The organism is Acaryochloris sp. CCMEE 5410, assembly GCF_000238775.2.
Taxonomy (GTDB): domain Bacteria; phylum Cyanobacteriota; class Cyanobacteriia; order Thermosynechococcales; family Thermosynechococcaceae; genus Acaryochloris.
The window spans coordinates 1358514-1384226 of the sequence record NZ_AFEJ02000002.1 but is presented as its reverse complement, the minus strand read 5'-3'; the positions used below and the strand labels follow the sequence as shown (position 1 = coordinate 1384226).

General features: G+C 46.6%; 22 protein-coding genes and 2 tRNA genes. 10 read left to right on the top strand and 14 right to left on the bottom strand.

What is annotated here, in order from left to right; translation table 11 throughout:
• Positions 1–120: 120 nt before the first annotated feature.
• The 3 genes from ON05_RS27230 to ON05_RS27220 all read left to right on the top strand — a co-directional run bounded on the left by ON05_RS27230 (position 121) and on the right by ON05_RS27220 (position 1199).
• Positions 121–384 carry a hypothetical protein gene (locus ON05_RS27230; protein WP_010478114.1) on the top strand — a complete coding sequence of 88 codons (264 nt, stop codon included), beginning with the start codon at positions 121–123 and terminating at the stop codon, positions 382–384.
• Positions 368–697, top strand: a complete 330-nt coding sequence (locus ON05_RS27225) for a type II toxin-antitoxin system RelE/ParE family toxin (protein WP_010478112.1) — start codon at positions 368–370, stop codon at positions 695–697. The genes ON05_RS27230 and ON05_RS27225 overlap by 17 nt, the downstream gene beginning before the upstream one ends.
• Before the next feature lie 199 nt (positions 698–896).
• Positions 897–1199, top strand: coding sequence for a hypothetical protein (locus tag ON05_RS27220; protein WP_010478111.1), 303 nt, complete (start codon positions 897–899; stop codon positions 1197–1199).
• A gap of 318 nt (positions 1200–1517) precedes the next feature.
• On the opposite strand, the gene hisA is transcribed toward ON05_RS27220, so the two are convergent.
• Complete coding sequence (gene hisA / locus ON05_RS27215) at positions 1518–2291, bottom strand: 1-(5-phosphoribosyl)-5-[(5-phosphoribosylamino)methylideneamino]imidazole-4-carboxamide isomerase (RefSeq protein ID WP_010478107.1); 774 nt, start codon at positions 2289–2291, stop codon at positions 1518–1520.
• Positions 2292–2624: 333 nt separating this feature from the next.
• Between hisA and ON05_RS27210 the strand changes: the two genes are divergently transcribed.
• The 4 genes from ON05_RS27210 (at position 2625) to ON05_RS27195 (ending at position 7719) form a co-directional block, all read left to right on the top strand.
• Positions 2625–3329: an alpha/beta hydrolase gene (locus ON05_RS27210; RefSeq protein WP_029315505.1), complete on the top strand. Its 705-nt coding sequence runs from the start codon at positions 2625–2627 to the stop codon at positions 3327–3329.
• 329 nt (positions 3330–3658) lie between these two features.
• Complete coding sequence (gshA, locus tag ON05_RS27205) at positions 3659–4804, top strand: glutamate--cysteine ligase (RefSeq protein ID WP_010478103.1); 1146 nt, start codon at positions 3659–3661, stop codon at positions 4802–4804.
• Between the two features lie 26 nt (positions 4805–4830).
• On the top strand, positions 4831–5292 hold the full coding sequence (locus tag ON05_RS27200; RefSeq protein WP_010478101.1) for a tRNA (cytidine(34)-2'-O)-methyltransferase: 462 nt from the start codon (positions 4831–4833) through the stop codon (positions 5290–5292).
• A gap of 648 nt (positions 5293–5940) precedes the next feature.
• The gene (locus tag ON05_RS27195; protein WP_236619094.1) at positions 5941–7719 is read left to right on the top strand and encodes a M23 family metallopeptidase; all 1779 of its coding nucleotides are present in this window, start codon (positions 5941–5943) and stop codon (positions 7717–7719) included.
• 185 nt (positions 7720–7904) lie between these two features.
• On the opposite strand, the gene fba is transcribed toward ON05_RS27195, so the two are convergent.
• Together fba and ON05_RS27185 are read right to left on the bottom strand one after the other, a co-directional pair.
• Positions 7905–8984, bottom strand: coding sequence for a class II fructose-bisphosphate aldolase (fba, locus tag ON05_RS27190; protein ID WP_010478097.1), 1080 nt, complete (start codon positions 8982–8984; stop codon positions 7905–7907).
• A 140-nt stretch (positions 8985–9124) separates the two neighbouring features.
• A tRNA-Lys gene (locus ON05_RS27185) sits at positions 9125–9196 on the bottom strand.
• A 279-nt stretch (positions 9197–9475) separates the two neighbouring features.
• Between ON05_RS27185 and mgtE the strand changes: the two genes are divergently transcribed.
• On the top strand, positions 9476–10918 hold the full coding sequence (gene mgtE / locus ON05_RS27180) for a magnesium transporter (protein ID WP_010478095.1): 1443 nt from the start codon (positions 9476–9478) through the stop codon (positions 10916–10918).
• 15 nt (positions 10919–10933) lie between these two features.
• Here the strand turns inward: mgtE and ON05_RS27175 are convergent, their stop codons facing one another.
• From ON05_RS27175 to crtH, 11 genes are all read right to left on the bottom strand, one after another.
• Positions 10934–11302: a hypothetical protein gene (locus ON05_RS27175; protein ID WP_050857521.1), complete on the bottom strand. Its 369-nt coding sequence runs from the start codon at positions 11300–11302 to the stop codon at positions 10934–10936.
• A 22-nt stretch (positions 11303–11324) separates the two neighbouring features.
• Complete coding sequence (locus tag ON05_RS27170) at positions 11325–12002, bottom strand: hypothetical protein (protein ID WP_010478092.1); 678 nt, start codon at positions 12000–12002, stop codon at positions 11325–11327.
• 129 nt (positions 12003–12131) lie between these two features.
• Positions 12132–12809, bottom strand: a complete 678-nt coding sequence (locus ON05_RS27165) for a response regulator transcription factor (protein ID WP_010478090.1) — start codon at positions 12807–12809, stop codon at positions 12132–12134.
• 20 nt (positions 12810–12829) lie between these two features.
• Entirely contained in the window at positions 12830–14470 is a 1641-nt protein-coding gene (locus tag ON05_RS27160; protein WP_262562387.1) for a response regulator, read from the bottom strand.
• Between the two features lie 446 nt (positions 14471–14916).
• Positions 14917–17706 (bottom strand): GAF domain-containing protein, encoded by a 2790-nt coding sequence (locus ON05_RS27155; protein WP_010478085.1) that lies wholly within the window; start codon positions 17704–17706, stop codon positions 14917–14919.
• 273 nt (positions 17707–17979) lie between these two features.
• Positions 17980–18858, bottom strand: coding sequence for a pentapeptide repeat-containing protein (locus tag ON05_RS27150; protein WP_010478083.1), 879 nt, complete (start codon positions 18856–18858; stop codon positions 17980–17982).
• Positions 18859–19378: 520 nt separating this feature from the next.
• Entirely contained in the window at positions 19379–20800 is a 1422-nt protein-coding gene (gene glnA, locus ON05_RS27145) for a type I glutamate--ammonia ligase (RefSeq protein WP_010478081.1), read from the bottom strand.
• Positions 20801–21186: 386 nt separating this feature from the next.
• On the bottom strand, positions 21187–21645 hold the full coding sequence (locus ON05_RS27140; protein ID WP_010478080.1) for a hypothetical protein: 459 nt from the start codon (positions 21643–21645) through the stop codon (positions 21187–21189).
• A gap of 90 nt (positions 21646–21735) precedes the next feature.
• Complete coding sequence (locus ON05_RS27135; protein WP_010478077.1) at positions 21736–22521, bottom strand: RNA methyltransferase; 786 nt, start codon at positions 22519–22521, stop codon at positions 21736–21738.
• 13 nt (positions 22522–22534) lie between these two features.
• Positions 22535–22618: transfer RNA gene (locus ON05_RS27130), tRNA-Leu, on the bottom strand.
• 98 nt (positions 22619–22716) lie between these two features.
• Positions 22717–24237 carry a carotenoid isomerase gene (gene crtH / locus ON05_RS27125; protein ID WP_010478075.1) on the bottom strand — a complete coding sequence of 507 codons (1521 nt, stop codon included), beginning with the start codon at positions 24235–24237 and terminating at the stop codon, positions 22717–22719.
• 315 nt (positions 24238–24552) lie between these two features.
• Between crtH and upp the strand changes: the two genes are divergently transcribed.
• Both upp and ON05_RS27115 read left to right on the top strand, forming a co-directional pair.
• Positions 24553–25206 (top strand): uracil phosphoribosyltransferase, encoded by a 654-nt coding sequence (gene upp / locus ON05_RS27120; RefSeq protein ID WP_010478073.1) that lies wholly within the window; start codon positions 24553–24555, stop codon positions 25204–25206.
• 161 nt (positions 25207–25367) lie between these two features.
• Positions 25368–25643, top strand: a complete 276-nt coding sequence (locus ON05_RS27115) for a YggT family protein (RefSeq protein WP_029315503.1) — start codon at positions 25368–25370, stop codon at positions 25641–25643.
• The last annotated feature ends 70 nt before the right edge of the window (positions 25644–25713 follow it).

Below are 25713 nucleotides of genomic sequence, written 5' to 3'. Positions count from 1 at the left end.
GATTTAAACGCCAGTGCCCCTAATCGTTATGCCGCTAAGTGGTTGGTAAGACTGTACATTCGGGTGATCCTTTGGCTTCCATTGGTAAAATTGAAAGAGCCACCAATCCAACAACACCTTATGCTCAAAACCATCGAAGGCACTTATCAGGATGGGCAAATTCAGCTTGCCGAGCTACCGCAAAATATTAGTAACCACTCCCAAGTTCTCGTCACCTTTCTTGATCCCGGCAAAATCGATCCGACTAAACTCCGCCAACTGATAGATCAGTTGGAAACGATTGAGGGGATTCAGCAAGGCTTTGAGGAACTCAACTCTGGTCAAACTCGCCCTGTTGGCAATTTTGTCCAAGAAATGCAGCAAAAGTATGGCATTTCAGGTTGAAATCACTCCAATTGCGGAAGCTCAAATTGAGCAAGCCTATCGCTGGTATCGAGAACGCAATCCTGAGTTTGCCGATCGCTGGTTCCGAGGATTAATGAATACGATTGCTACGCTGCAAGAGAAGCCGCAACGCTGTGCCCTAGCAATCGAACATGAGATTTTTCCAGAGGAAGTACGCCAACTCTTGTATGGGAAGAACAAAAACGTATATCGAGTTCTTTTTACGATTCAAGAGGGCACAGTTTATACGTTGTATATCCGTCATAGTGCCCAAGCACCACTGACACTAGATGATTTAGAGGAACTGGAGTGAGACCACAGATTTCTTGACCAGTGACGTTTAAATCTGAGGTAATGAGTAACCTAATTGTGTTGCTCAATTACCAAGGGTAAAGAGATTGAAATATTTATAACGAAGCTATGATCCTTGCTTAGCCGATGTTTTTAAGGTTTTACCGTAAGGGTGGGTAGTTTAATTGCCCATCAGCATATGGCTTAGTTAGCGAGACATTATGGTTTATCAACTGTGGGTTAGTTATTCCCCTCTCTTGCATCCTCTGTTTGTGGGAATAGGCTTTTGTTTAGCTTGGGGGATTGTGGGGTTAATACTTTGGAATATTGGATCTGCGATCGCATACAGTATCCGAGTCTCAAATCGGATGCATCAAATCCCTTGTAGTAACTGCCAATATTTCACCAACGAGTATCGTCTGAAATGCTCGGTCCATCCTGATATGGCTTTATCAGAGAAGGCGATTGACTGTAGAGATTTTGCGGCACCGCCTACTTTAACCTTAGATATCCAAGATATATAGGTACATGGTGAATGAGGATGGCACGATAATCGTTTCTTGGCCACACGAGTCCGATCCGAACTGGACTCAGGATGTTTGGAAACAGCTCAAATCTGCTATCCCTATCTTTAAACAATATGGATTGACGTATAAATTCACGAATTCAAGCACTTTTTTGCTGTGGGAAGGAAACAGGCAAAGTGCTGAAGCTCTTGCCGAGGTACTTGAGCATTCTCATCCTCTTCTGAGCGTTGAATTTGAGCTTGAATAGCTCTTGAAGTATTGCATGGTGTTTTCAATACCCCCGTTCGAATGGTTTGCTGAGTGGCGTTGTCACTTCTAGGCCAGCGCAGAAGAGCCTAAATCAGGGGGCACATCCTGCCAGCGACCCGGACCCACGGCCCGAAGGGCTTCTGATAAAGCGATATCTTCTGTATATAAGGCTTTACCCACAATTGCACCTGTGACCCCAATAGCCTCTAAAGCTAGCAAATTCAGTAGGTCTGTAATGGAGCTGACGCCGCCAGAAGCAATCACCGGAATCGTAATCGCCTCAGCCATTTCTCGTAGCATCGGAATATTAGGACCTTGCAATGTACCATCCCGCTGAATATCCGTGTAAATAATCGCCGCCGCACCTGCCGTCACCATGCGTTGGGCTAAGTCTACCGCCAGGATCTCAGAGGTTTCTAACCAGCCTCGGGTGGCCACTCTGCCTTCCCTTGCATCAATCCCCACCACAATCTGATCGGGAAATTCCTGACATAGCTCCTGCACTAGATCAGGGTTCTCAATGGCTACCGTACCTAAAATGCCTCTTCTTACACCTAAATTGAGGAGTTGGGTAACGCGGGTGCGATCGCGCAAGCCTCCCCCCACTTGCACCGGAATTTCTAAAGCCTCTACCACCGCTGCAATGGTGTCTAGATTCACGGGCTGTCCAGTCTTCGCGCCATCCAAATCCACTAAATGGAGCCACCTGGCCCCTTGTGCTTCCCATGCTTTGGCAACTTCAACTGGATTCTCGGAAAACACCTGGGATTGGTCATAGTCCCCTTGATATAGCCGGACACACCGACCCTCTAACAAGTCAATAGCAGGGATAACATCCATAAAGCGTTTACCTTTCAGTGGCCAAATTTTCGTGAATCACTCTGTATCACTCCAAGCCCCATGCCATTTCAAACCCTGAACGGCTGGCTTTAACTGGGCCTCGAATATAGTGCTACAGAGCCTATAAACCGATTTCGTTCCTTTCTATTGAAGCAGGTTTGAGAGCATTTTCGCCCACTCCATACCAGATCAACGCCCAGCCAAAATCCTATTCCATCCCCGACGGGTTCGACCTAATACTATAGATCTCTTAGACTTCAGGAACTCCGGGATCACATTTTGGTCATGGTAATTGGGTATTCTTAAGATTGGAAAGGTATAGGCCCTAGCGCTATGAGTTCAACAACATCACAGACCAGCAAATGGTGGAATTATGTATTAGGAAGTTGTGCGGCTGTGCTATTGAGCGCATTACCTTCTGGGGCTGCAGAACAGGTTGTCTTTAAATATGGCCCCATTGCCCGATCGGTTCCGGTTAGCTCCCTACGAGAATTGGCTGACACAGGTCGTGCCCCTGCTGATCTAAAAGTGTATTTAGAGTTAGCGGAACAAGAGCCAGAAAAAGTAAGCGACATTCTCACTCGCCCCTTTGCCGTCAGTTCTACTCAGCTCGATCAGTTACTTAATACCCCCTTTGGCGATGCCATGCTCGATGAAGCCGGGGAAATCATGTCTCCCCCTTCTAAACGAGCCAGTCGTCAGGCCATTCGCTCTGCCCTGGTATTAGACGCTAGCCGAGATGGCAAAATTACCATCCTAGATACCCTTGAAAGTTATCCCACCAGCACTGTCGAAGTAGATGGTGAGCGGCTGTTGGAAGCCTATCAAAAATATGGCCCCATCATTGCCAAGGGTAAGCAATTTGCCCCAGCCATCGGAGCTGCTAGCCCCTTGCTTAAAGAAGCCGCTCCTCTCTTAGAAGATGCAGGTCCCCTCTTAAAAGAAGCGGGTCCTATCTTAAAACAAGCTCAACCCTATATTCAGCAATCTGGAATCCTCGATATTCTCTCAGATACCATTCGTTCTTTCATGGAATAAGTTGAACCGATTATAGGAAAGCACTCCATACATCGTTTTTCTAAACGGTAATGATCGGCATTTGTAGCCCTCATGCTTGTTTTGGCTTGGCTGAAGTCCTGCGGGGGGCGGGACTCTACCCAACACCTGCACCGAAATATGTCAGAATGTGAACAACGATCTGCCGAGTGAGCGACATCATTGCTAGCCGTACACCTATTTGATTGATCGTGTTCGATTTTTAGGTGTACATTCAACCTTGGTTTGCCCTCATCAAATTTACTAACTCTTTCTAAGGGTCTATTCAGATCTGCTGCCTATAATCTGTTTGACAAGAGCGAGGGATATGCATGGTGCTTTCTAAAGGGTTCGAGGTAGAACTGTATACTGGGAAACCCTCAGGTGAGATTGTTGGCCTGTCCGACCGAATTGTTGCCGATTTAGATGGGTTTGTGCGAGAACCTGACAGTCGTAATGTCGAATATACGACTGCCCCAGCCCATCATTATGATCCCCTGCTTTGTGATCTTCTCAAACCTCGTCTCCAGCTTCGCGAATATGTGCGAACGTTGGGAGACTATACCCTGATTCCAGGCAGTACCCTGGCCCTGGCAGATCATCAGCGTTTTTATCGGTCTGATCCTAAAAATCCTTACCATTCCTATATTGAGCAGACCTACGGTACGAGTGTTGTGACGGCCAGTATTCATATCAATATTGGTATTCCTGACATCGAGCAGCTCTTCCAGGCATGTCGCCTAGTTCGGATGGAAGCCCCACTATTTTTGGCCTTAAGTGCTTCTTCTCCCTTTTTAGGGGAGCAGGTGACGGGCCATCATTCGTCTCGTTGGGCCGTCTTCCCCAAAACCCCAGCCCAGGTGCCCCTGTTTACCAGTCATCAGCATTTTATTGATTGGACCGAGTCACAGCTATTACAGGGCACGATGCAAAACGTGCGCCACTTGTGGAGTTCGGTGCGCCCCAACGGCAATCGTCGTCCCTATGATTTGAATCGCTTGGAGTTGAGAATTTGCGATCTCGTCACTCATCCCATCCATTTATTAGCGATTACAGCGTTGCTAGAAGCCCGAATCCTCCAGCTGCTTGATGATCTCCAGCTTGATCCTTTGGTGGGTAGCAACTTCAAGACTGATCCTGAATACCTGGTTGCTCTAGCAGATGCAAATGAAATCGCTGCTGCCACCCATAGTTTGGATGCGGAATTGACCCATTGGCAAGATGGCCGCAAAATTCTGGCCCGAGACTGGATTGAAGAGCTGTATACCGAAGTATGGCCGATGGCGAAACAATCAGGATTTAGCTGTTTTCTGTCGCCGATGCACCAGATTTTGGACCAAGGAAATGAGGCTCAACAATGGTTGAGGCAGCATCAACAGGGGCAGTCGATTCGGTCTGTGATGCAGGATGCGATCGCAAACATGGCCCAAACAGAGATTGATCTGCGCAACAAATTATGTGAGCCTGTAGCGGTATAAAAAGTCCACCAGCTAACGTCTAAGCCATGCTCCGGATTGTCCTTGTTTATCCTGAGATCCCTCCCAACACAGGTAATATTGCTCGGACCTGTGCGGCAACGCAAACCGAGCTGCATTTGGTTGAGCCTTTAGGTTTTGAAATATCCGATCGGTATTTAAAGCGGGCAGGACTAGACTACTGGCCCTTTGTAAAACTCCAAACCCATGCTTCTTGGGATACCTTTGAGCAGGTGCGTCAGCAACAAGGTGGACGTTCCGTTAGCTTCAGCAAATCTGGAACCCATAGCTACTTGCAATTCCAATTCTGCGAGGATGATTGGCTGATCTTTGGGAGTGAATCCAGTGGTTTACCCCCAGATATTCTGCAAGATAGCTCTGCGGTGCTTCGTATCCCGATGGCCCATGAGCAGGTCAGAAGTTTGAACCTGTCTGTCAGTGCTGCTGTTGGACTATTTGAAGCTCGTAGACAGCTAGCATTAATGACTTAACCCTCAGACTTGAAATGAGGTAAATCTGTACAGGGTCGCCCCTAATTTTGGCAGATTCAAATAGATAGATTAGGATAAATGGAATATTTCTCTCTATAAACAAATAAGTATTTTTAATGTATCAGTTTAGTTTAAATAAATATCTATATCTAGACTTCGAATCTCACTGATTTCAGGCAGTCTGTTAGCTCTTCTATGTGTTTTTACGGAGGCATAACCAATCCCTAGATGGTTTTATTTAAGAATTCAGTAGGATCACGCAGGATATACGAGTAAGCTCCTGGGCAGATTAATGAAAGCCACTCCATCCAGAGCAATACCACTGCTCTGATTCACTCAGTCATTGTGAATCATGTGAGAGGCTTCTGTAGAACACTCTGGGCAAAGGTATTTGTGAATACTGTTTACTATCCGTGACCAGGGTTCTAATTCAAGCATGTTTAGCCTGCACCGACTTGAAACTTGTTTATTTTAGAGAAGCAAGGTATTTTTACCTAATATGATTCTCGATACGACATGATCACTCAAACATTAAGAACAATGTTATGAGATAATTAAAAACTTATATTCCAGCTCTCAAACGCAGTTATACACTCAGTTCTTTTTCTGAGTCATTCAGAGACACATTACGCATCTAGGAGGTCCTCATTGAAACGAGAAATTCCGCAGAAGATTGATATCACTTCGTCAGGGGTATCAACTCTCCTTCGTCGAACTCGTTCTGTCAGTGTTCTAGGTTTCATGATCACGGTCAGTGCCATCGGCGGACTAACAACTGGGCAGACGGCTGTAGCTGCCGTTTCTCCGGCTCATCAAAAGCTATCCACCTCTACATCTGTGCAGTTGCCAGATCTGATCGGTTCTCCTCGATATAAATTATCGGCTTATTCAAACCAGAACCTCACCCAGTCCTCTAGGCTATTTCAACAGCGGACTGTACAGCGCTCATCTGCACTCATTGCAGCTGAGCCAACTCTAGGGTCAAAGCCCACTACATTGCTGACTACTAAACCGGTTGGTTCTCTGGCCCTTAAATCTGCACCTCTGGAGTCTGAAAAATCTTCTAAATCACTAGTGTCTAAGGCAGGCGTTTCTTTTACGCAAAGTACCTTGGTTGGAGTGTCTCAAGAGTTGGCTGACGAGCTGACGACTCCCTTGACCTCTAAAAATCTGTTAGAAGCCATCGATATTCTCGACCTTGACAATATTGAAGAGAGTGTAGAACTCAGCACATCAGCCATCCTAGAGGTGGAGCCTATCCTGTTGGCTGAGTTACCTAGCCAACCCCTACTTGATTTAGATGAGCTTCTGCCTCAATCCGAACAGTCAGATGTTGAGTTGAGTTTAGCTTCCATTAACAATCCCTTAGACTTGTCTGCCACCCTTGAGGGCAGCCCCCAAGGGATTGAAGCGCTGGATGTCTCAACGTCTGAGAAAGATAGCCCTGAGGACACGACTGCTGTCAAATCAGTGGACTCTACCTCCCTGGCTGTCCTCCCCGATATCGATTTGTCCCAAACGATCATCCCGAACGAGCAAAACTCAGCTCTCATCGACTCTGGAGCAATTGTTCATCAGGTCAAGCCGGGGGAGACGTTAGACGATATCTCTCGCCTTTACCAGGTTTCGGCAAAGGAAATCACGAAGGCAAATCGCATTAGTGACCCTGCTTCTATTGGGCCAGAAACGAAGCTTCGCATTCCTGCCCATCAATCCCTGTCCTTGTCGTTAACAACAGTTGAGGACATTGTTGCTCTTAACGATTCTGAGACAAAGACGAAGCCAAGTGATGTGTTAGGGGAAGGGGAAAAGACAACGGTTGAAACATCCAAGGAGCCTAAAGCAACCCAGGATGATACCAAGTCTCTCGCAACTAAAGCCTCTCCGCCGGTCGCTATTTTACCGATTCAGTCGGCCCCCAGTACGAAGTTAAATAGTGATGCGACGAAGATCGCCACTCGTAATCTGTTGCCTCAGGTTCCGAGTTTAGAGTTACCGCCTCTTTCTTCCGTTGATCGTTACCTCCCTAGCCAAATGCTTCCGGGCCCCCAAAAGTATTTGTGGCCTGCTAAAGGCATTCTGACTTCTGGGTTCGGCTGGCGTTGGGGACGACCCCATCGGGGTATCGATATTGCTGCCCCTGTGGGTACACCGGTCATAGCATCTGCTCCTGGCATTGTGACCACTGCAGGCTGGAATCGCTGGGGATATGGCAATTTAGTTGAGATCCGCCACCCAGATGGTAGCTTGACCTTATATGCCCATAACCACCGTATTAAAACCCGCGTTGGACAATCTGTTTACCAAGGCCAACAGATTGCTGAGATGGGGAGCACTGGACTCAGTACTGGGCCTCACACCCACTTCGAACTCCATCCTGCGGGTAAAGGTGCGATTAACCCGGTTCCCTTTCTTAGAAAGCTCTAAAAGGGTAGGCATCCATAGATATTAAAACATCAAGAAGGCCATGAAATATATTTCATGGCCTTCTTGATGTTCTTTGGAACTGGATTAAGTCAGTCTTCACTTCTACTTAAAACATACTGAGAGTGGGAATGCCGTTCGACAAATTTAGGTGGTGTAATCGCACCACCTAAATTTGCACCACTGGTTTAGGCAGTTACAGTTTTCTTAGTCGTTGCATCCAACTCACCCTTGGCATATTTAATGGCAAAAATGTCTAGGGGCTGTTGCTTAATCTTGCTGGCATTTCCAGAAGTGCCAAAAGACTCATAACGAGCTAGGCAAACTTGCTTCATGTACTTGATAGAAGGCTTCAAGAAATGACGGGGGTCAAAGTTGCTAGGATCTTTAGAGGCTGCTTCCCGAATAGCGGCTGTAATCGCTAAACGATTGTCAGTATCAATATTGACCTTGCGAACACCACTCTTGATTCCCTTTTGGATTTCCTCTACAGGAACACCATAAGTTTCAGGAATTTTGCCGCCATGGGCGTTGATCATGTCGATCCACTCTTGGGGCACAGAAGAAGACCCGTGCATGACCAAGTGAGTGTTGGGTAAGCGGCTGTGAATCTCTTCAATGCGGCTAATGGCTAGAATTTCACCGGTAGGCTTACGCGAAAACTTATAAGCACCGTGGCTAGTGCCAATGGCAACGGCTAGGGCATCCACTTGAGTCTGCTCAACAAACTCAACGGCTTCGTCAGGGTCAGTCAGGAGCTGGTCGCGGCTGAGGGTCCCTTCAAAACCATGACCATCTTCCTTGTCACCTTGACCCGTTTCCAAGGAACCTAAGCAACCTAGTTCACCTTCAACGCTGACGCCGATGGCATGAGCGACTTGTACAACTTTACGGGTCACATCAACGTTGTACTCAAAGCTTGCAGGGGTCTTAGCATCTGCTTCCAAGGAACCATCCATCATGACGCTGGTAAACCCATTCTTCATGGCGGAATAGCATGTGGAAGGGCTATTGCCATGGTCTTGGTGCATCGCGATGGGGATATGAGGGTAGGACTCAACCGCAGCTGTAATTAGGTGGCGGAGAAAATGCTCACCCGCATAGCTACGGGCACCACGAGAAGCTTGCAAAATTACGGGGCTATCTGCCTCATCTGCAGCTTGCATAATGGAGATGATTTGCTCCATGTTGTTCACGTTGTATGCCGGAATGCCGTAGCCGTTTTCGGCGGCATGATCGAGCAAAAGCCGCATTGGTACAAGCGCCATAGTTGATCCTCCTAAATGTTTGTCGTCGATAAAAAGCGAAAACTGCGCCGAATTCTTACGCTAATCTTTAGATATCCTACCCTGTCTAGCGGGTTCTCCGGTAGCTTAATCTCAAGTATGGGGTGTTGAATCCAAAAAAATGGGTCGCCCGGGATTCGAACCCGGAACTAATCGGTTAAAAGCCGAGTACTCTACCGTTGAGTTAGCGACCCCTCTGAGGCCCATGTATTCTAACATAGGAACCCACCCTAACATAACTTTGGATGAGTTGCGCAGCGGGAGACAGATTGCAGTCTTTATCTACCATCTGCAGATAACGATTTAAGTCTGAGTGGGTCTGTAGAAGGAAGAAAAGATCGCGGTAGTGACTCCCGCATCAGCATTTCCCACAACCGCCCTCACAATAGCGTAAACTAAGGGCTGGCAGTGTTTGAGTGGACCTATATTTTAGAACCTGTGAAGTAAGGGGTCACTTGTGCTGTGGCTGCCTAATGATTGGATTGCCAGCACTACAAGGCGTATATCTAAGAGGATCTGGCTTGACTGAAAATGCTGATTCCAGATTACAAGTGGTTTCCCGCAAGGAATTGCGGGAGCTGGTGCGATCTCAACTGCTGATGCTGTTAGAGCAGGGGAATCTACAAGGTGCAAAAGCCTTGCTGGTTCCGGTACAGCCGGCAGATATTGCGGAAGCGATCGAAGAACTCCCGGAGGCTAAACAGGCCATTGCCTTTCGCTTGTTGTCTAAAGATGAAGCGATTGAAGTCTATGAGAATTTAAATTCCAACGTTCAGCAATCTCTGATCGAAGAGTTTAAACGGCAAGATGTCTTGGATATTGTCGATAAGATGTCCCCGGACGATCGGGCTCGCTTGTTTGATGAACTACCTGCGAAGGTGGTTAGCCGCCTACTAGGGCAGCTCAGCCTGATTGAACGGCAAGCCACTGCCTTGTTGTTGGGATACGAAGCAGGTACGGCGGGGCGGATTATGACGCCGGAATATGTGTCGTTAAAGGAGAACTTAAATGTCTTTCAGGCATTGGAACGAATTCGGAGTCTAGCCCGGTTCACAGAAACGGTGTATTACCTATATGTGGTCGATATTGCCCGCCATTTAACTGGAATTATTTCTTTGCGGGATTTGGTGACGGCTCAGCCAGAGCAAACCATTGGCGAAATTATGACTCGGGATGTGGTGTCTGTCAGTACGGATACGGACCAAGAAGAGGTGGCTCGGACGATTCAACGCTACGATTTTCTGGCGATGCCAGTGGTAGATCGAGAAGAACGCCTAGTGGGGATTGTCACCGTTGATGACGTTATTGATATTTTTGAAGAAGAAACGACTGAAGATATCTACCGCATGGGCGGGGTACAATCCGGAGGAGATGATTATTTTCAGACGAATTTACTCACGGTTGCCCGCAGACGGGTGGTGTGGCTGTTGGTGTTGCTGTTGACTAATACGGGTACAACCGCTGTGATCCATAGCCAGGAAGATATGCTCAAGAAGGTTGTGGCTTTGTCTAGTTTTATTCCGTTATTAATTGGGACGGGAGGTAATGTTGGAGCCCAGTCCTCAACGGTGGTTATTCGCAGTCTAAATGTCGATCAGCCCCAGGCCAATCATCCCCTATGGGTGATTCAGCGAGAAGCGTCTGCTGGTGCCATATTGGGCTTGATGTTGGGGGTGATTGTGGTGATTTGGGCGTATTTTCTCCAGGGCAGTTTAGCGGTTGCGATCGCAGTCGGTATCAGTTTAATCGCCATCTCCATTTTGGCCTCCGTGGCCGGATCAGCCCTTCCCTTCGTTTTTAGGGCGATTGGGTTTGACCCGGCATTGATGTCAGCACCGTTTATTACCACTGCAGTTGATGTGTTAGGGGTGTTTATCTACTTTGCAGTCGCTCGGTTTATATTGACGAGAATTTAAGTTATCAGGGATGGCTTAACCTTTCCCAGATCGATCGACTCTCTTGAGACCTAGAACCCAGAAAATCCGCCTTTCTACTTCTGCGAGTTGCCCTGGGATACTGATACTATCTTTAACCTGGCCACTTAAACTCCGATGCAGTTGGGCCAAAACCTCCAGCTCTCGAGCCATCACGCTGATGTCGGGTTCGTCTAAATATAAGCTTTCCAAAACATGATTGAGATCGGATTTCGCATCGGCAATAAGGCCTGCTCCTTCAGCAATAAAAGACTGTAGTTCACCCGAATAGGTCGCGAGCAGCTTGCGAATGTAATAACAGGTTGTGGTGGTGACATCATTGCTGATGCGCTCTGGCGTAGCGGGTTTAGAATAGGTTGTGATCATGGTCATCTTCCTTTCCGCACCCCTAGGCTGATAATGTATCAACGGTTTGCCAAAAGAATTGGGCATCCAGCTCCGATTGGGGAGCCATTAGAAAATGGCAGCGTTTGCCTTTTGCTTGCCACCAATCTGGCTCAATGACCTCAAAATCACGATCCACTAAGCCACTAAAGAAGCCTGCAATTAGCCCCCCATAGAAGGCGCAATCGGGATGATGCTCGTCCTGCTTGAGGCTGATATGGGAGGTGCTCAACACCTCTAAATAAATATAGGTATCGGATGAGCGGGTTGCGTCAATCAGTAATTGACCATAATGGGACAAATAAGATTGGGACCACCAGTCAATCAGTACGAGTAATTGCTCGGGTAACAGGTATCGCTGGGGTGTAGAGGCTAAGGCGACAAAATGTTGATATTCTTGCTGGCCGAGTTCTTTACCCAATGGATAGGCTTCTTTGGCTGTTAAGCCACTGGGAATAACGACTCCCACGGCACTTTGAGCACAATGATGCTCGGGAGCTTGTTGGAGCAGCTGATTGAGCTGACAAGCAAGGCCATTAAGCTCTAATAATTGATGGGCATAATCTTCCTGGGTTCCAGCTGAGGAAAATAGGAAACTTTTATTTAAAAGTGATACATATAAATCCGGTTGTGCAATCGAGACATTCGTTGAGTCTGATACTTGAAAAGTAGTCGATGTCATAATTCCCCCTATAAGGCCAGCAGATTTCTGTGCGTTGTGAAACGAAAAGCCACTTTGATGTGACCTAGTCTCAATATATTTGGGGAGAGTAAAGAGAAAAGGGAGAAAGCGGGAAGAAAGCGGGAAGATTTACGGAATCGGCTGCATCCGGTAGCCAACCCCCCGAATTGTTTCGATGAACGTCTTAGGTGCGCCGGCTTCTGCTAGTTTCTGCCGTAACCCTTTGATGTGGGCTTTAACGGTTTCTTCCCCAGGCGGATCTTCTAAATCCCAAAGATGGCTAATAATAATTTTGCGGCTAAGTACCCGTAATCCACTGCGCAGGAACAGTTCTAGGAGTGAAAATTCAGTGGGGGTTAACTTAACGGGGTGACTGGCATAGGTCACTTCGTGGTTTAAGGGATGGAGACAGAGATCGCCCCAATATAACAAGGGGGAAGGGGTTGCTGTGCCTCGCCTGAGGACAGCACGTATCCGAGCTAACAACTCTGGTAAATCGACGGGCTTAACCAGATAGTCGTCAGCCCCTGCATCTAAACCCAGAACTTTATCTGTACTGGCATCTCGGGCCGTCATCATCAAGATGGGAATGGTGTAGCCATGGGCACGTAATCGCTGGCATAGCCCCAAACCATCAAGCTTTGGCAGCATGCAATCTAGCAGAATAATGCCATATTCTGATTCCGTTGCTTGATACCAACCGGCTTCTCCATCATGGACGACATCGACGATATAGCCAGAATCTTCCAGGGCCTCCGCAAACACGGCTGCCAGTGGGTAGTCATCTTCTACCAGTAAAAGTCTCATGTCCCCCCTACCATTACTGCCTAAGCTACGGTCTGTCTAATGAGTGGATCAGCCTGGTGTCGATTGGTCTGGATCGGTAATCTTACCGTAAAGGCGGTACCAGAAGCCTCACTCACAAATGACAGATGGCCGCCATGAAGATCAACACATTTTTTGACGATGGCCAATCCCAAACCTGATCCTTCGATCTCACCCACATTATTCCCCCGATGAAAGGCTTCAAATAATTGGGATTGACTAGCCTTAGGAATCCCAATGCCTTGATCGATGATCATTAATTCAATTTGGTCTAGCTCTTGCGTTAACTTGACCTGCACCAATTTCTCTGGGGCCGAATACTTAAGGGCATTGGCAAGCAGATTGTTCAGAATAGACTGGAACAGATCCGGATCTAGGGCTATTTCCGCAGATAACCCCGTATAGGCACAGCGAATTCTGGAAATTCCCCCATGGGAGGTTTGCTGTGTATCCAGGATGCGATCGCACATCGTTTTCACGCAAACGGGTCGTGGATTGAACTCCCTTTTTTGTGCTTCTAACCGAGCAATATCTAAGATATCTGCTAACATCTTTTCCAAATATTGCGCGCTCGTATGGATACGCTCAATATTCCGCTGGTGTTTGCTGTCTAGGCTCTGGGACTCCGAGCTGCCAAGAATCTGAGCTGCCATCAGAATGACACTTAGGGGCGTCCGAAACTCATGGGATGCCATGGAGAAAAAGCGGAGTTTCAGTTCACTTAACTCTTGTTCCTGTTCTAAGGCTCGTTGCATCGCCTCCATTTTTTGTCGTTCGGTAATATCTCTAGCATTGACTACAATGCCGGAAAATCCGCTGGTATCAGCAAACTGTTGGGCCATCGCTTCTAGTGTGCACCAGTGTCCTGCTTGGTGCTGCCATCGAATTTCTAGGGGAACGGCAACTTTGCTGGGCGTTGCCAGTACCTCGGCTAATAATTGGGTAATATTAGACTGATCCTGGGGATGGAGTAAATGGACTAAGGATTGCCCCTGCAGATCGGTGGGGAGATATCCCAGATTCCTTTCCACAGAGGGGCTAGAGTAATGAACTATCCCCTGTGGATCGAGTAAAAGAATGAGATCAGACGCATTTTCAATCATTGCTCGGAAGCGACTTTCACTGTGTCGCAAGGCCTGTTCGGCTTTTTGGCGTTCCTGGATCTGTTTCTCTAGGGTTACAGTAACGGCAGTCAGTTCAGCGGTCCTTTCTTGAACGCGTTGCTCCAACTCGGCATTGAGAGATTCGATTTCTGCCTTTGCGAACTGAATTTCTAGCTGATTGCGGATCCGAGCGCAGACTTCAGCCATTTCGAAGGGTTTAGACACATAATCCACGCCGCCTACCGCAAATGCCTTCACTTTGTCCTCGGCGTCATTGAGGGAACTAATGAAAATAACCGGGATGTCCTGGGTGCTTGGATGCTGTTTTAATTGGGTGCAAATATCATATCCAGTCATATCTGGTAACACAATATCTAGCAAAATTAGATCAGGGATCGACGCTTTGATTGCTCTGAGTGCAATTGATCCATTAATGGCTCGTCTGACCTTATAGTTTTGTTCTGCCAACATTCCAGCTAAGACATTTAAATTGTCCACGTTGTCATCAACAATCAAAATATTCGCAGTGCTATTTTTCATTGCTCGTAATTTAATCTATTGAAGTTTGGGTCTCCCATATTGTTGGCAATAAAAGGGATACTTGCACTGCTAAAGGGATAAACTAGCTTCGATCCTTTCAAAGGTTAGCTAATGCTGTCTTGATCTTAAAAAAATATATGTAGATATTCCTCCGTATCTTTACTAGGATTTCCCTCGTGAAGAGTATTCCTTCCTGGGACTAGGATAGAGGCGAAAAAAAGAAATGAGGCGTGTTCTTTGATGCAAAATTGCGGACACAAGGGGGTTTTTGAAATAGAGTTTTGTCTGCATTTATGTAATTAAAAATACTTTAGATAAGACTATTTGATGCATGGAATGGCTTTTATTGAGTAGATCAAAGAAATAAATTCTATGGAGACAAAAGCAAAATAAAAAATGTTTGAGAATTTCTAGCTTGATCTGCATAGAATTATAGTCGAACGACATTACCGTTTTTTGATTTGAAGGGCTGCTTGAGTAAGGTTTACGATGTGGTCAAACTGCAGATTTTGGAATAATTTCGTTAAATGAGTGGCTAAATAAGGGTAGTCAGACGTAATCTCTACAAACTGCTGACTCATCTGCTCTTCATCGAGTTCAATCGCCGCTTGGTGCAGTTTAGCTAACCACGGTTTAGGAAGTTGGGATAATTGGTATTCAATACCTCCTTGGTGCATATTCTGAGGGCTTGATGAATGTAAAAAATTGATATTTTGAGGACACTCATCATATAGATATTGGAGGTTGAGATGCTGAGCTAGCATCTCAAAAAGAACACTTTGTTGGTATGGCTTGCGCAAAAAATCATCACAACCTGCTTCAAAACATTCTTGCTTTGTATCTTCAAAAACGCTAGCTGTGAGGGCAATAATAATCGTATTGTTGAGGGGAAAGAGGACCGATGGGCTGCTACTTGAATCTTGAGAAGCCTGAAGATGGATAGTATATCCGGCTTGACTTTCCAAGGTGCGAATGGTTTGCGTTGCTTCATAGCCATTCATAACGGGCATCTGCCAATCCATCAAAATGACGTGGGGCTGCCAGGTTTGCCAGCAGGCAACCGCTTGTTGACCATTGACCACCGACTGCACTTCAAACCCGACAGAAGTCATTAAATCAATGACGATCTGAGCATTCTCTGGATTGTCTTCGACGACTAGCATGCGAATGTGGGGGTGTCCGGGCGCTAGGGTCTGCACCATGGGAACATCGAGGTGATCCACCGACTTTGTCTGGGTCGCCATAACGGGTACCTTGATCTGGACCGTGGTTCCTTGTCCCTCTTTGCTATCAATCAGGATGTTACCGCCCATTAGCTCGATACAATGTTGGCAGATGGCCAAGCCTAGCCCGGCTCCTTCTGTGGAGTTCCGCCCTGCTGAGGCTTGGGTAAAGGTTTCAAACAGGTTGCCCATTTCAGATGCAGAAATACCTACTCCCGTATCTTCCACATCAATGCAGAGGTAGATATTGGGTTGGTTTTCTTCTGCCACAGCGTTGCCATCGTCATGGGTGGGGACTAAATCAGGTGATATTAGAGGTTGGGTATACACCTTAAGGGCCACGCTACCCTGTTCAGTAAACTTGAGGGCATTCGTCAATACATTGATCAAGACTTGTCTAAGCCGACTTTCATCGGTCCGAATGTAGGGTGGTAAGTCAGGGGCTTTATCAACCATTAATTTCAACCCCTTCGATTCCACCTTGAGTAAAAACATTTCTTGGATAGAATCCAACAAACTCATCAAGTCACAGTTCTTGAAGTTGAGGGAGACCCGGCCTGCCTCAATTTTGGACATTTCCAAGACATCGTTAATGAGATTCAATAAATGAGAACCACTGCGATTAATTGAAGTAAGGGTTTGTTTTTGCTTGGGAGTTAGATTTTTATCCCGATTGAGCAGCTGGCTAAATCCCAAGATGGCATTGAGGGGAGTCCGTAATTCATGGCTCATATTGGCTAAAAAAGCACTTTTGGCACGATTTGCAGCTTCTGCTTTTTCTTTGGATTTTTGTAGTTGATACATTAATTCTGCATGCTGTAAGGCGACACCTAATTGGTCTCCCACTCGTCGCAGAAGACTCTGTTCAATGTCGTCCCATTGGTGGGGGGTTTGCTGGCAAGTGACTAATAAACCCCAAAATTGGCCACCAATTAAAACGGGAACGAGCATATAGGCCCGAATCTGGAATTGATTGAGTAAGGCTAAGTGTCCGGCCGGGTGGTTTTGCTGAGCAATATCTGACACCAATGGGATGCAGTCTCTGGTGTTGTCTGGGGTTGCATTTAAATAGATTTCTTGCCAAATACTCGCCCCCTGGCTCTTGGATAATGGTGGTAGATGAGTATCAGAAGATTCTAAAAGCAGTTCCCCTGCGCCATCAGAACTGTAGGTGTAGACCGCAACGCGATCGCATTTTAGAAACTGTCGAATATCCCGAGTCGTAGCCTTAAAAATATCCTCAATATCTAGATTTTGGTGAATATTTTGAATAATTTGGGTGATGTTCCGCTCATACTGGGCGAGCCATGCCTCCCGCTCCTTTTGAGCTTTCACTTGATTGAGAGCACTTTGTAACTGCTGAGATTTTTCTAAAGCTTGTTCATGTAGCTCTGCTTGTTTAAGGGCCACACTGAGCTGATCGGCTAACTTTTTGATGAACTCAATTTCTGCAGATTTCCATGCCCGGGGTCTTGAGCATTGATGAATACATAACAGCCCCCATAATTTTTCTCCTTGAAGCAGTGGGACTACTAATGTTGCTCGGACCTGAAAGCGTTCATAAATCTGGATATGACAGTCACTGAGTCCAGCATCGTAGACATCGGCTACTGCAAATACCCGCCCCAATTGATATTTGGTCGCATAATTTTCACCAAAACTATCATCTTGAACCCGTGCAGCCACGGCAGAGTAATAGATAGGAATAACCTTCTCGGCGACAAAAACGCCCTGTTTATAGTCTGTGGCTGGATCGAACTGAAAGATAGCGACTCGATCAACTTGTAGTAAAGTTTGAACTTTGTCAACCGCGATTTGGAAAATAGTAGTTGTATCCAGACTTTGGCGAATTTCATTGGTGACATCCCCCAACAAAATGGCTTGTTGTAATTGCATTTTGAGTTGGGCCGCAGTTGGTGGGGTAAGGTCACTATCTTCTACATTCAATGGTTCTATCGTCGGTTGTTGGGAAGAGCTAGGGAGTTGAGGAGGTTCAGTTTCAGGAATAATCATGCAAAATGACTCCACCTGCAAGATAATGCTAGGCAGGTAATAGATCTCTATAGAAAATAATGCCCAAAAACTTTTGAGATACTTATCTCTATTTGAAAACAATATTTTCAGACTTGAGTTTTATTGAGATCGTATATTGATAAGAATTTATACTATCCCTAGAAATAATTCACTTGTCTGGCACCTGAAATTTCATTGATAAATGAAAATCCAAGATCCCTAGAAATTGAGTAATAGCTATTAAGAAACAGGGGGGTGAAGTCCCAAAATAATCTAATCAAGCATAGTGCCATCGGGCATAATCACACGCTCTAGGGTGGCATTTTGCAAATTAACATCCGTTAGATCTGCATCGGTTAAGTTGGTGCCTCGTAAAACAGCCCAGCTTAAGTTGGCCCCTTGTAGCTTGGCCCCTTGCAAATCCGTTCCCTGTAACTTTGCACCCTGCAGATTGGCATTTGTTAAATCCGCATGACGCAACTGGGCACTCGTAAGGTTGGCATGGCTTAAACTCGATTCCCTTAGATTGCACCATACAAAATTAGCTTCTTGTAAGTCCGCTAAGGTCAGATTAATACCCGGCAATGCCTCATCCTTAAGGTTGATTCGAGCAAAATTGCGTTCACCTGCTTCGTACTTTGCTGTTATATCCAGGGCAGTTTCACTGGGTAATGGTGCTGCCTCAGGTAAAGGGGAGGGCTCTTCAGCTGTAACTTCAGCACTTCCTGCAGCCATAGTTTGAGGCATTAAGGCTTGCGTATCCAGAATCAGCAAATCCAAAGCTACCTCTTCCATCCAAAACGGCAGCTCTTGACCCAATTTTTGGCCATAAATGGTCACTGCTGTTACTTCAGGCAATCGTAATTGACTCAAAAAATCTCGTATCAGAGGTACAGTCACGGACTGTTCAGGAACTTCAGAGGACTCTACACTGAGCTGTAGCAAATCATTTTTAAACTCAATTTCAGCGACCTTCACGACCTGTTCTGCTAGCTTCTGATCGATGAGTGTTGTCAGAGCTTCCAGGTTACGCTGTTGAGCCAGCTGTAATAATTGGTCTTGATGACCTGAGAGAGGAGTTTTTGTTGTTGGCCCATCGTCTTGAGGGGCCTGGCTAGCATCTGATACTTGGTTTAAGGATTTGAGATTCATAGGGTTGGCACAATTGCACTCATTTTTCTAACGCGTGAAACATCCCCGTCTATCTATAGAGAAGGCTTTTACTTCACTAGAAAATAATGACATCATCTGTGTTGAATGGATGTCTAGGAATAAAACCAAGTTGCTGATGCCAAACTACTCCCCTAGTTCTTGGCATGCTGAACTTGATTATGATTTCGGACAAGATAGCATGTTTTATTGTCTACCAAGTTTTTGGTAGTGCCTCAATACATTGATTTCCACCTCAAATCACCTTACTAAAAAACGATAACCTACCATTAGGTCATCGTTTTCAAACTAGATTGTGATTTAGAGAACAAAGAAAAGTAGGTCAGCGACCGCTATCTAGCCTGCCAATCAAGATCAATCACTTTCGAAGTCTACAATAATGAAATTTATATTAAGTTAAGTGTAAAGGAATCTATATTTTTGATCGCTTTTTACAACAAAAGCTGCCTGTACAGGCAGCTTTTGTTGTAAATCACTTTGACTCTAGCCTAGAACACCTGTCCTAGACATCGTAGTACAAGGACAATTCATAGGGATGAGGGCGCAACCGCATGGGGTTAACCTCATTGTCGAGTTTGTACTCAATCCAGTTCTCAACGAAGTCCTGAGTAAAGACACCCGAGTCGACTAAGAAGTTATGATCATTTTGCAATGCTTCTAAAGCTTCTAGCAAGGAACCGGGGGTAGAAGGAATCTTGGCGAGTTCTTCAGGACTGAGATCATAAATATCAACATCCAAAGAGCTGCCTGGATCAATTTGATTTTTAATCCCGTCAATCCCGGCACAGAGCATCGCAGCAAAGGCGAGATATGGATTACAAGTAGCATCAGGACAACGGAATTCTAGACGCTTTGCTTTGGGATTAGGACCAGAAAGCGGAATCCGAATGGATGCAGAGCGGTTACCTTGAGAGTAGGCCAGGTTAACGGGAGCCTCAAAGCCCGGAACCAAACGCTTATAAGAATTGGTGGTGGGGTTGGTGAGGGCCAATAATGCCGGGGCATGCTTAAGGATACCGCCAATGTAATGCAACGCTGTCTGGCTCAGATTGGCATAGCCATCTCCCCAAAATAGAGGCTGCCCAGCTTTCCAGATGGACTGGTGAGTATGCATTCCCGACCCATTGTCGTTAAACAGGGGCTTGGGCATAAAGGTCGCTGATTTGCCATATTTTTTGGCAACATTCTTGACGCAATACTTATAGATCATCAAGCTATCCCCTGACTCGATGATCGGCTGGAACTTGATACCCAGTTCGCATTGGCCACCCGTGGCTACTTCATGGTGATGCTTTTCGATGGGCACCCCGCACTTAGCCATAGTCAACAGCATCTCCGTCCGCATATCTTGAAGGGTATCGGTGGGAGAAACGGGAAAATAGCCTTCCTTATAGCGGGGCTTATAACCTAGGTTACCGCCTTCCTCAACGGCTCCAGAATTCCAACGACCTTCTTTGGTATCTACATAGTAATAGGCAGAATTTTCAGTTTGATCAAAGCGTACATCTTCGAAGATGAAAAATTCAGCTTCAGGACCGAAGTATGCGGTATCACCAATACCTGTGGTGGCGAGGTAATCCAATGCCTTTTGAGCAATGGAGCGAGGGCATCGATCGTAGGGTTCTTTGGTCCGAGGTTCTTGAATGCTACAAATCATGCTCAGAGTGGGCTCTTCCATGAACGGATCGATCCAAGCCGTATTGGGATCAGGCACCATGGCCATATCCGATTCGTTGATGGCTTTCCAACCCCGGATACTAGAACCATCAAATGCAACACCATCGGTGAAGCTACTTTCGTCAATTTGATCTTGATAAAGGGTCAGGTGCTGCCAAATACCTGGCATATCAATGAATTTAAGATCAACGACTTGAATATTGTCGTTTTTAATCCAATTCAGAATGTCCTGGGGGGATTGGGCCATGAATTACTCCTTAACAGTAAATAGCAAGCTCAAGTGCATTCCCTGGGGTAGAAATGTTACCAAGCTCATAAAAAGCGGTCAAACAAAAATGCTCAGGGTGAGTCAAGCTAAGGATTTAGCCTAATATCCTAAGAGAGTGGATCACAGAGATTTTGTATCATTAAATACAGTTTTATTTATCCCCTCTTTTTCCTTAGGGAGAAAACTCTAGAATAGCTATCAACACAACGGATTAGCGTTTCTAAAGTCTTGCTTTAATTTTTTGTGCTGTCAGTAAAATTAATGTTCACTTTGCCCAGCAGAATCAGACCCGAGCAAACCAAATAGGTTGGGCGGGACCTATGGACTAGGAATAATCGACAGACTAAGTCAGCTATATGGCCTGATTAGAGGACTTTATGGGTATGGGAATGCTGTTTGACATTGTCTTCAGTACTGACCGTGCGGTCTGCATTGAGCATTCGTTTCCGTTCTGTGGAGAAGTTGAAGTCTGTTTTTAGGGCTCCTGGTGCTAGGTGCTCCTTGGCAACGGGGCGTGACCGATAACTGCGGGCTGTGGCTTGGAGGCGGAAAGAAAACTCATCACAGAATTGGGCTTCAGCCGGAAATCCTGAAGGAGCTTGAGGTGTTTCATTAGACCAAACTGCTCCAACTGTGGTTGCAACTGCCATTTCGTAGGAGGTGGGAATCCCTTTGAGAATCGCTTCTAGAGCGGCAGAAGGAATCGGCTCTACGATTTTGACTGGATGCAGCTTATTATCTTTTTTGACAAAGCAGGTCGCTAGACCGATGACAACATAATCATCAGCAGCAACTTCATTGGCAGAGGACGTTTCAGTGGTCATAGAAAATTTTTAAAAATTGCAGCAGCTTTACTAGGTAGTTTTATTCTATGGGCTTCTGGGGCGGAGTCTCTTGGATGTTATTGAACGTAATCAAGTTGGTTTGCCATCACGCTGCCGACGGACTTCGTAGAGGAGAAGCGCAGCTGCGATCGCAGCATTCAACGACTCCACCCCTTGAGCAATGGGAATATTGACCTGATGATCGGCCAAATCCAACACAGGCTGGGATAACCCTGCGCCTTCATTGCCAATTAAGATTAGGGTGGGTTGGCGATAATCCACCTGCCAAAAGGTTTGGGATGCATGGGGAACCGTAGCAACAAGCTGCATGCCCTGTTGTTGATACGTTTGTAATACGGTGATGAATGTATCCGTTGCCCGCTGAGGAAGATGAAACCAAGCTCCGGCTGAAGCCCGCAATACTTTGGGACTTTCTAGATCTGCACACTGTTGATTGAGCAACAGCCCTTCCACCTGAGTTGCTACAGCGGTCCGAATCAAGGTCCCGAGATTGCCCGGATCTTGAATGGTCTCTAAGGCTAGTCCTAGGGTCTGAATCGGTAGCGCTGGCGTTGCTGGTCGACTGACGACTGCTACCACGCCATCAGGATGCACGGTAGTTGCCGTGGCTTGCAAGACCTCTGGGCTGACCTGCTCTAACCGAACCGTTCGGCCTTGAATTTGCTGCCATAGTTGGGGATATTTGGCTTGCCATCTATCTGTATAGCAAACAATCTCAAAGGACCAATTTTGCTCCCAGGCAGACTGGAGTAAATGGGTGCCTTCGAGCAGCAGCTTGCCCTGCTGGCGGCGATGTTTGACCTGCTGCAACTTCCGCATTTGTTTAATCAGCGGATTTTGCAAGCTGGTAATCATAGTGTGTAAAAGATGCGGAACCCGGGACTTGAACCCGGATGTCTTTGCAGACACTAGGACCTGAACCTAGCGCGTCTACCAATTCCGCCAGTTCCGCTGGCTGTGCATTAACTGCGATTCACTATCATTCAACACATTACGGCAATCCGTCAACTCTAATCTTGTGAAATCCTGGAAAAAGCGGAGCAGGGCTAGTCATAGCTTCAAATCTTTGGCGACTCGGTGAGCACAGGCAAACCCCGAAAAAGCAACGGCGTTTAGGCCCTGCCCTGGAAAGGTACTATCCCCGACGCAATATAACCCAGGAATGGCGGTGCGGTTAAAGGGCATACCCACTAAACCCCAGGGTTGACGGCTAGGGATAGGGCCATAGGTGCCGTCCTGGCGACCAAGGAAGCGGCGGTGGGTGCGGGGCGTGCCTACTTCCATATGATGAATATGCTGGTCCAAGTTGGGGATAATTTGTTGCAATCGGCTAATCAGTTTTTGGGCTGCCGCTTGTTTTTGGGCATTGTATTGAGTTTGCGATCTCACCTGCCAATCCTTAACCCAACTTGGTGTAAAGGCATGGACAATATGATGTCCTGGTGGGGCTAACGAGGAGTCGAGCAGTGTGGGAATGGACACAAATACCGTTGCGCCAGGTTCAGCCATCTTATCCCAGTCGCTCAACAAAATATGATGGCAATCTAAGTTTGTAGGGAGTGCTTCTGCTTTCACCCCTAAATGCAGACTTAAAAAGCTAGGAGACTTGGTATAGCGTTGTCGCCACTTGGCTTCTGCTGGCGGAACTTCATCTACTAAATGGCCAAACGTGTCCCAGCGAGTGGCGTTAGAAATAATCTGCTGGCCGCGGTAGGTTTCTCCCGTGGCTAGCTGAACCCCAACGGCTGTTCCCTGCTCCAAGACAATTTTATTGACCCGGGACCGATAGCGAATCTGGCTCCCGGAAGCTTCTAGTCCTTCCACTAGCTTGAGGGCAATTTGACCCACCCCACCCTTGGGATAATTCACCCCGCCATAATGGCGATCAGAGAACACCATACCAGCATTGATCATGGGCGTTTGGGCGGCTGGTACCACCGACCAGCAATAGCACTCCATATCAATAAACTTGAGAAGAATAGGGTCTTTGATATATCGCCGAGCATAGTCCCCGACATTGCGGGGTAAATACTGCAATAGCCGAAAACAACTGCCCGGATGCTGCCAAAAGGAACGGGCTAGGTAGCCAAGCTCTTCTAGAGACAGCAACTCCATACTGTTAAGGCTATTAAAGATTTGCCAACAGGTGTCGTAAAACTGGCGGATGCCACGGCGCTCATGGGGAAAAAGTGAAATCAGTTCTTGCAAAAACTTCTCATAGTCTCTATGCACCTTCAGGTCTAAGTTCTGAGGGAGATGGTAGTGAATTTGGACGGGATCGGGAAAGGTCTCAAGGTGCTGGTCAACGGCTGCTAAAGCGCGGGTTAACAGATTAGTTGTGCCCTGATCTCCAAATCCAAAAATCATGGACGCCCCAACATCAAACCGATAGCCACTGCGCTCAAAGTACCCTGCGCTTCCGCCTGGAATGAGGTAACGTTCCAAAACCAATACGTTGGCCCCTTTTGCTGCGAGTTGAGTCGCTGTTACCAATCCTCCAATCCCTGAGCCAATGACGATGGCATCATAATTAATTGTCTGATCAGGACCGCTGTTTAGAGAGGATGGCATGGGCAAGGGCTAGTAGGATGTTTCTCTTTTATTATCCTGCTTGAAAGAGAAACGAATCAGCCTTGACTGCTGTTGTAGACCTAACCCCTCAAAAAAAATGGAACCAAGCTGCGCTAACGCCTTGGCCCCACCTGCCGAATCCTCTGAGAGGAGAACACATGAATAAATATAGATCAGTTGCCGACTAATTGCAATTAATTCTCAATAAAATTTTGGGTGTCTGTGTTTCGACACCGATGGCAAGGGATTAAACGGCGTATGATAGGTCAGGTTCAAGAACGAACTGCTTTGCTCCTAACCTGCTTCAGTAACCATATGGCGCTTCAACTTCGGGTATATGTTCCTCCTCATCCTTTAATTAAGCATTGGTTGGCGGTGGCCCGCGATCGGAATACACCAGGGGTAATGTTTCGGACGGCGATGACGGAGCTAGGTCGATGGCTGACTTACGAAGCCATGCGGGAATGGTTCCCTTTAGTAGAAACAACAGTTGAGACACCTTTAGGTCCTGCTGCCGCTGCTGTGATCAATCCTGAACTACCCGTTGCAGTGGTACCGATTCTCAGAGCTGGCCTGACATTACTAGAGGGCGCACAAAGTGTCATCCCGAGAGCCGCCACCTACCACTTGGGTTTAGCGCGCGATGAAGAAACCCTGCAACCTCACTGTTATTTGAATAAACTTCCAGATCAGTTTCTGCCCCAAACTCGCATCTTGATCACAGAGCCGATGCTAGCCACGGGCGGTTCGATTATGGCCACCATGCAGGAACTCACCCAACGCCAAGCTGATCCAGAGTTAGTTCGGATTATCTCAGTCGTGGCAGCGCCCCCAGCGCTGAAGCAATTGGGTGAAAACTACCCGAGTTTACAAATCTATACTGCGACGATTGATGAAGGCTTGAATGAACAAGGGTTTATTGTTCCTGGGTTAGGAGATGCGGGCGATCGCGCTTTTGAAACTGCTTAGGTGAATTTAGATGATGTCGGGTATCCCCATAGTGGTGGATGGCCGATCCTCTCGAACGGCAATCTCACAATCTCACCGTATACCCTGACTACAAAACATCCGCTAAACTGATGGATATCAGTATTAATCTACCTTGTACGACTAATCCCATATACATCACCATGGCAGCAACCGAAATCACAGCATTAATTGCTAGTAGTCTCGCAACATTTTTACAAATTTACTTCGCTCTATTAATCATTCGGATTTTGCTAAGCTGGTTCCCCAATATTGATTGGAGTAGTGCACCCTTTTCGGTTTTGAGTCAGCTTACTGATCCCTATCTCAATATTTTTCGTTCCATCATTCCCCCTCTAGGTGGCATCGACTTTTCACCGATTCTGGCTATTTTCCTTTTACAGTTCCTACAGCAGGCTGTGACTGGAATCGCCATTTAGAAATAACGGCTATAGGCTCGCCAGTCTTCTCATTATTCTGAAATAAAAAACAACCTGAGTTCTAACGCTG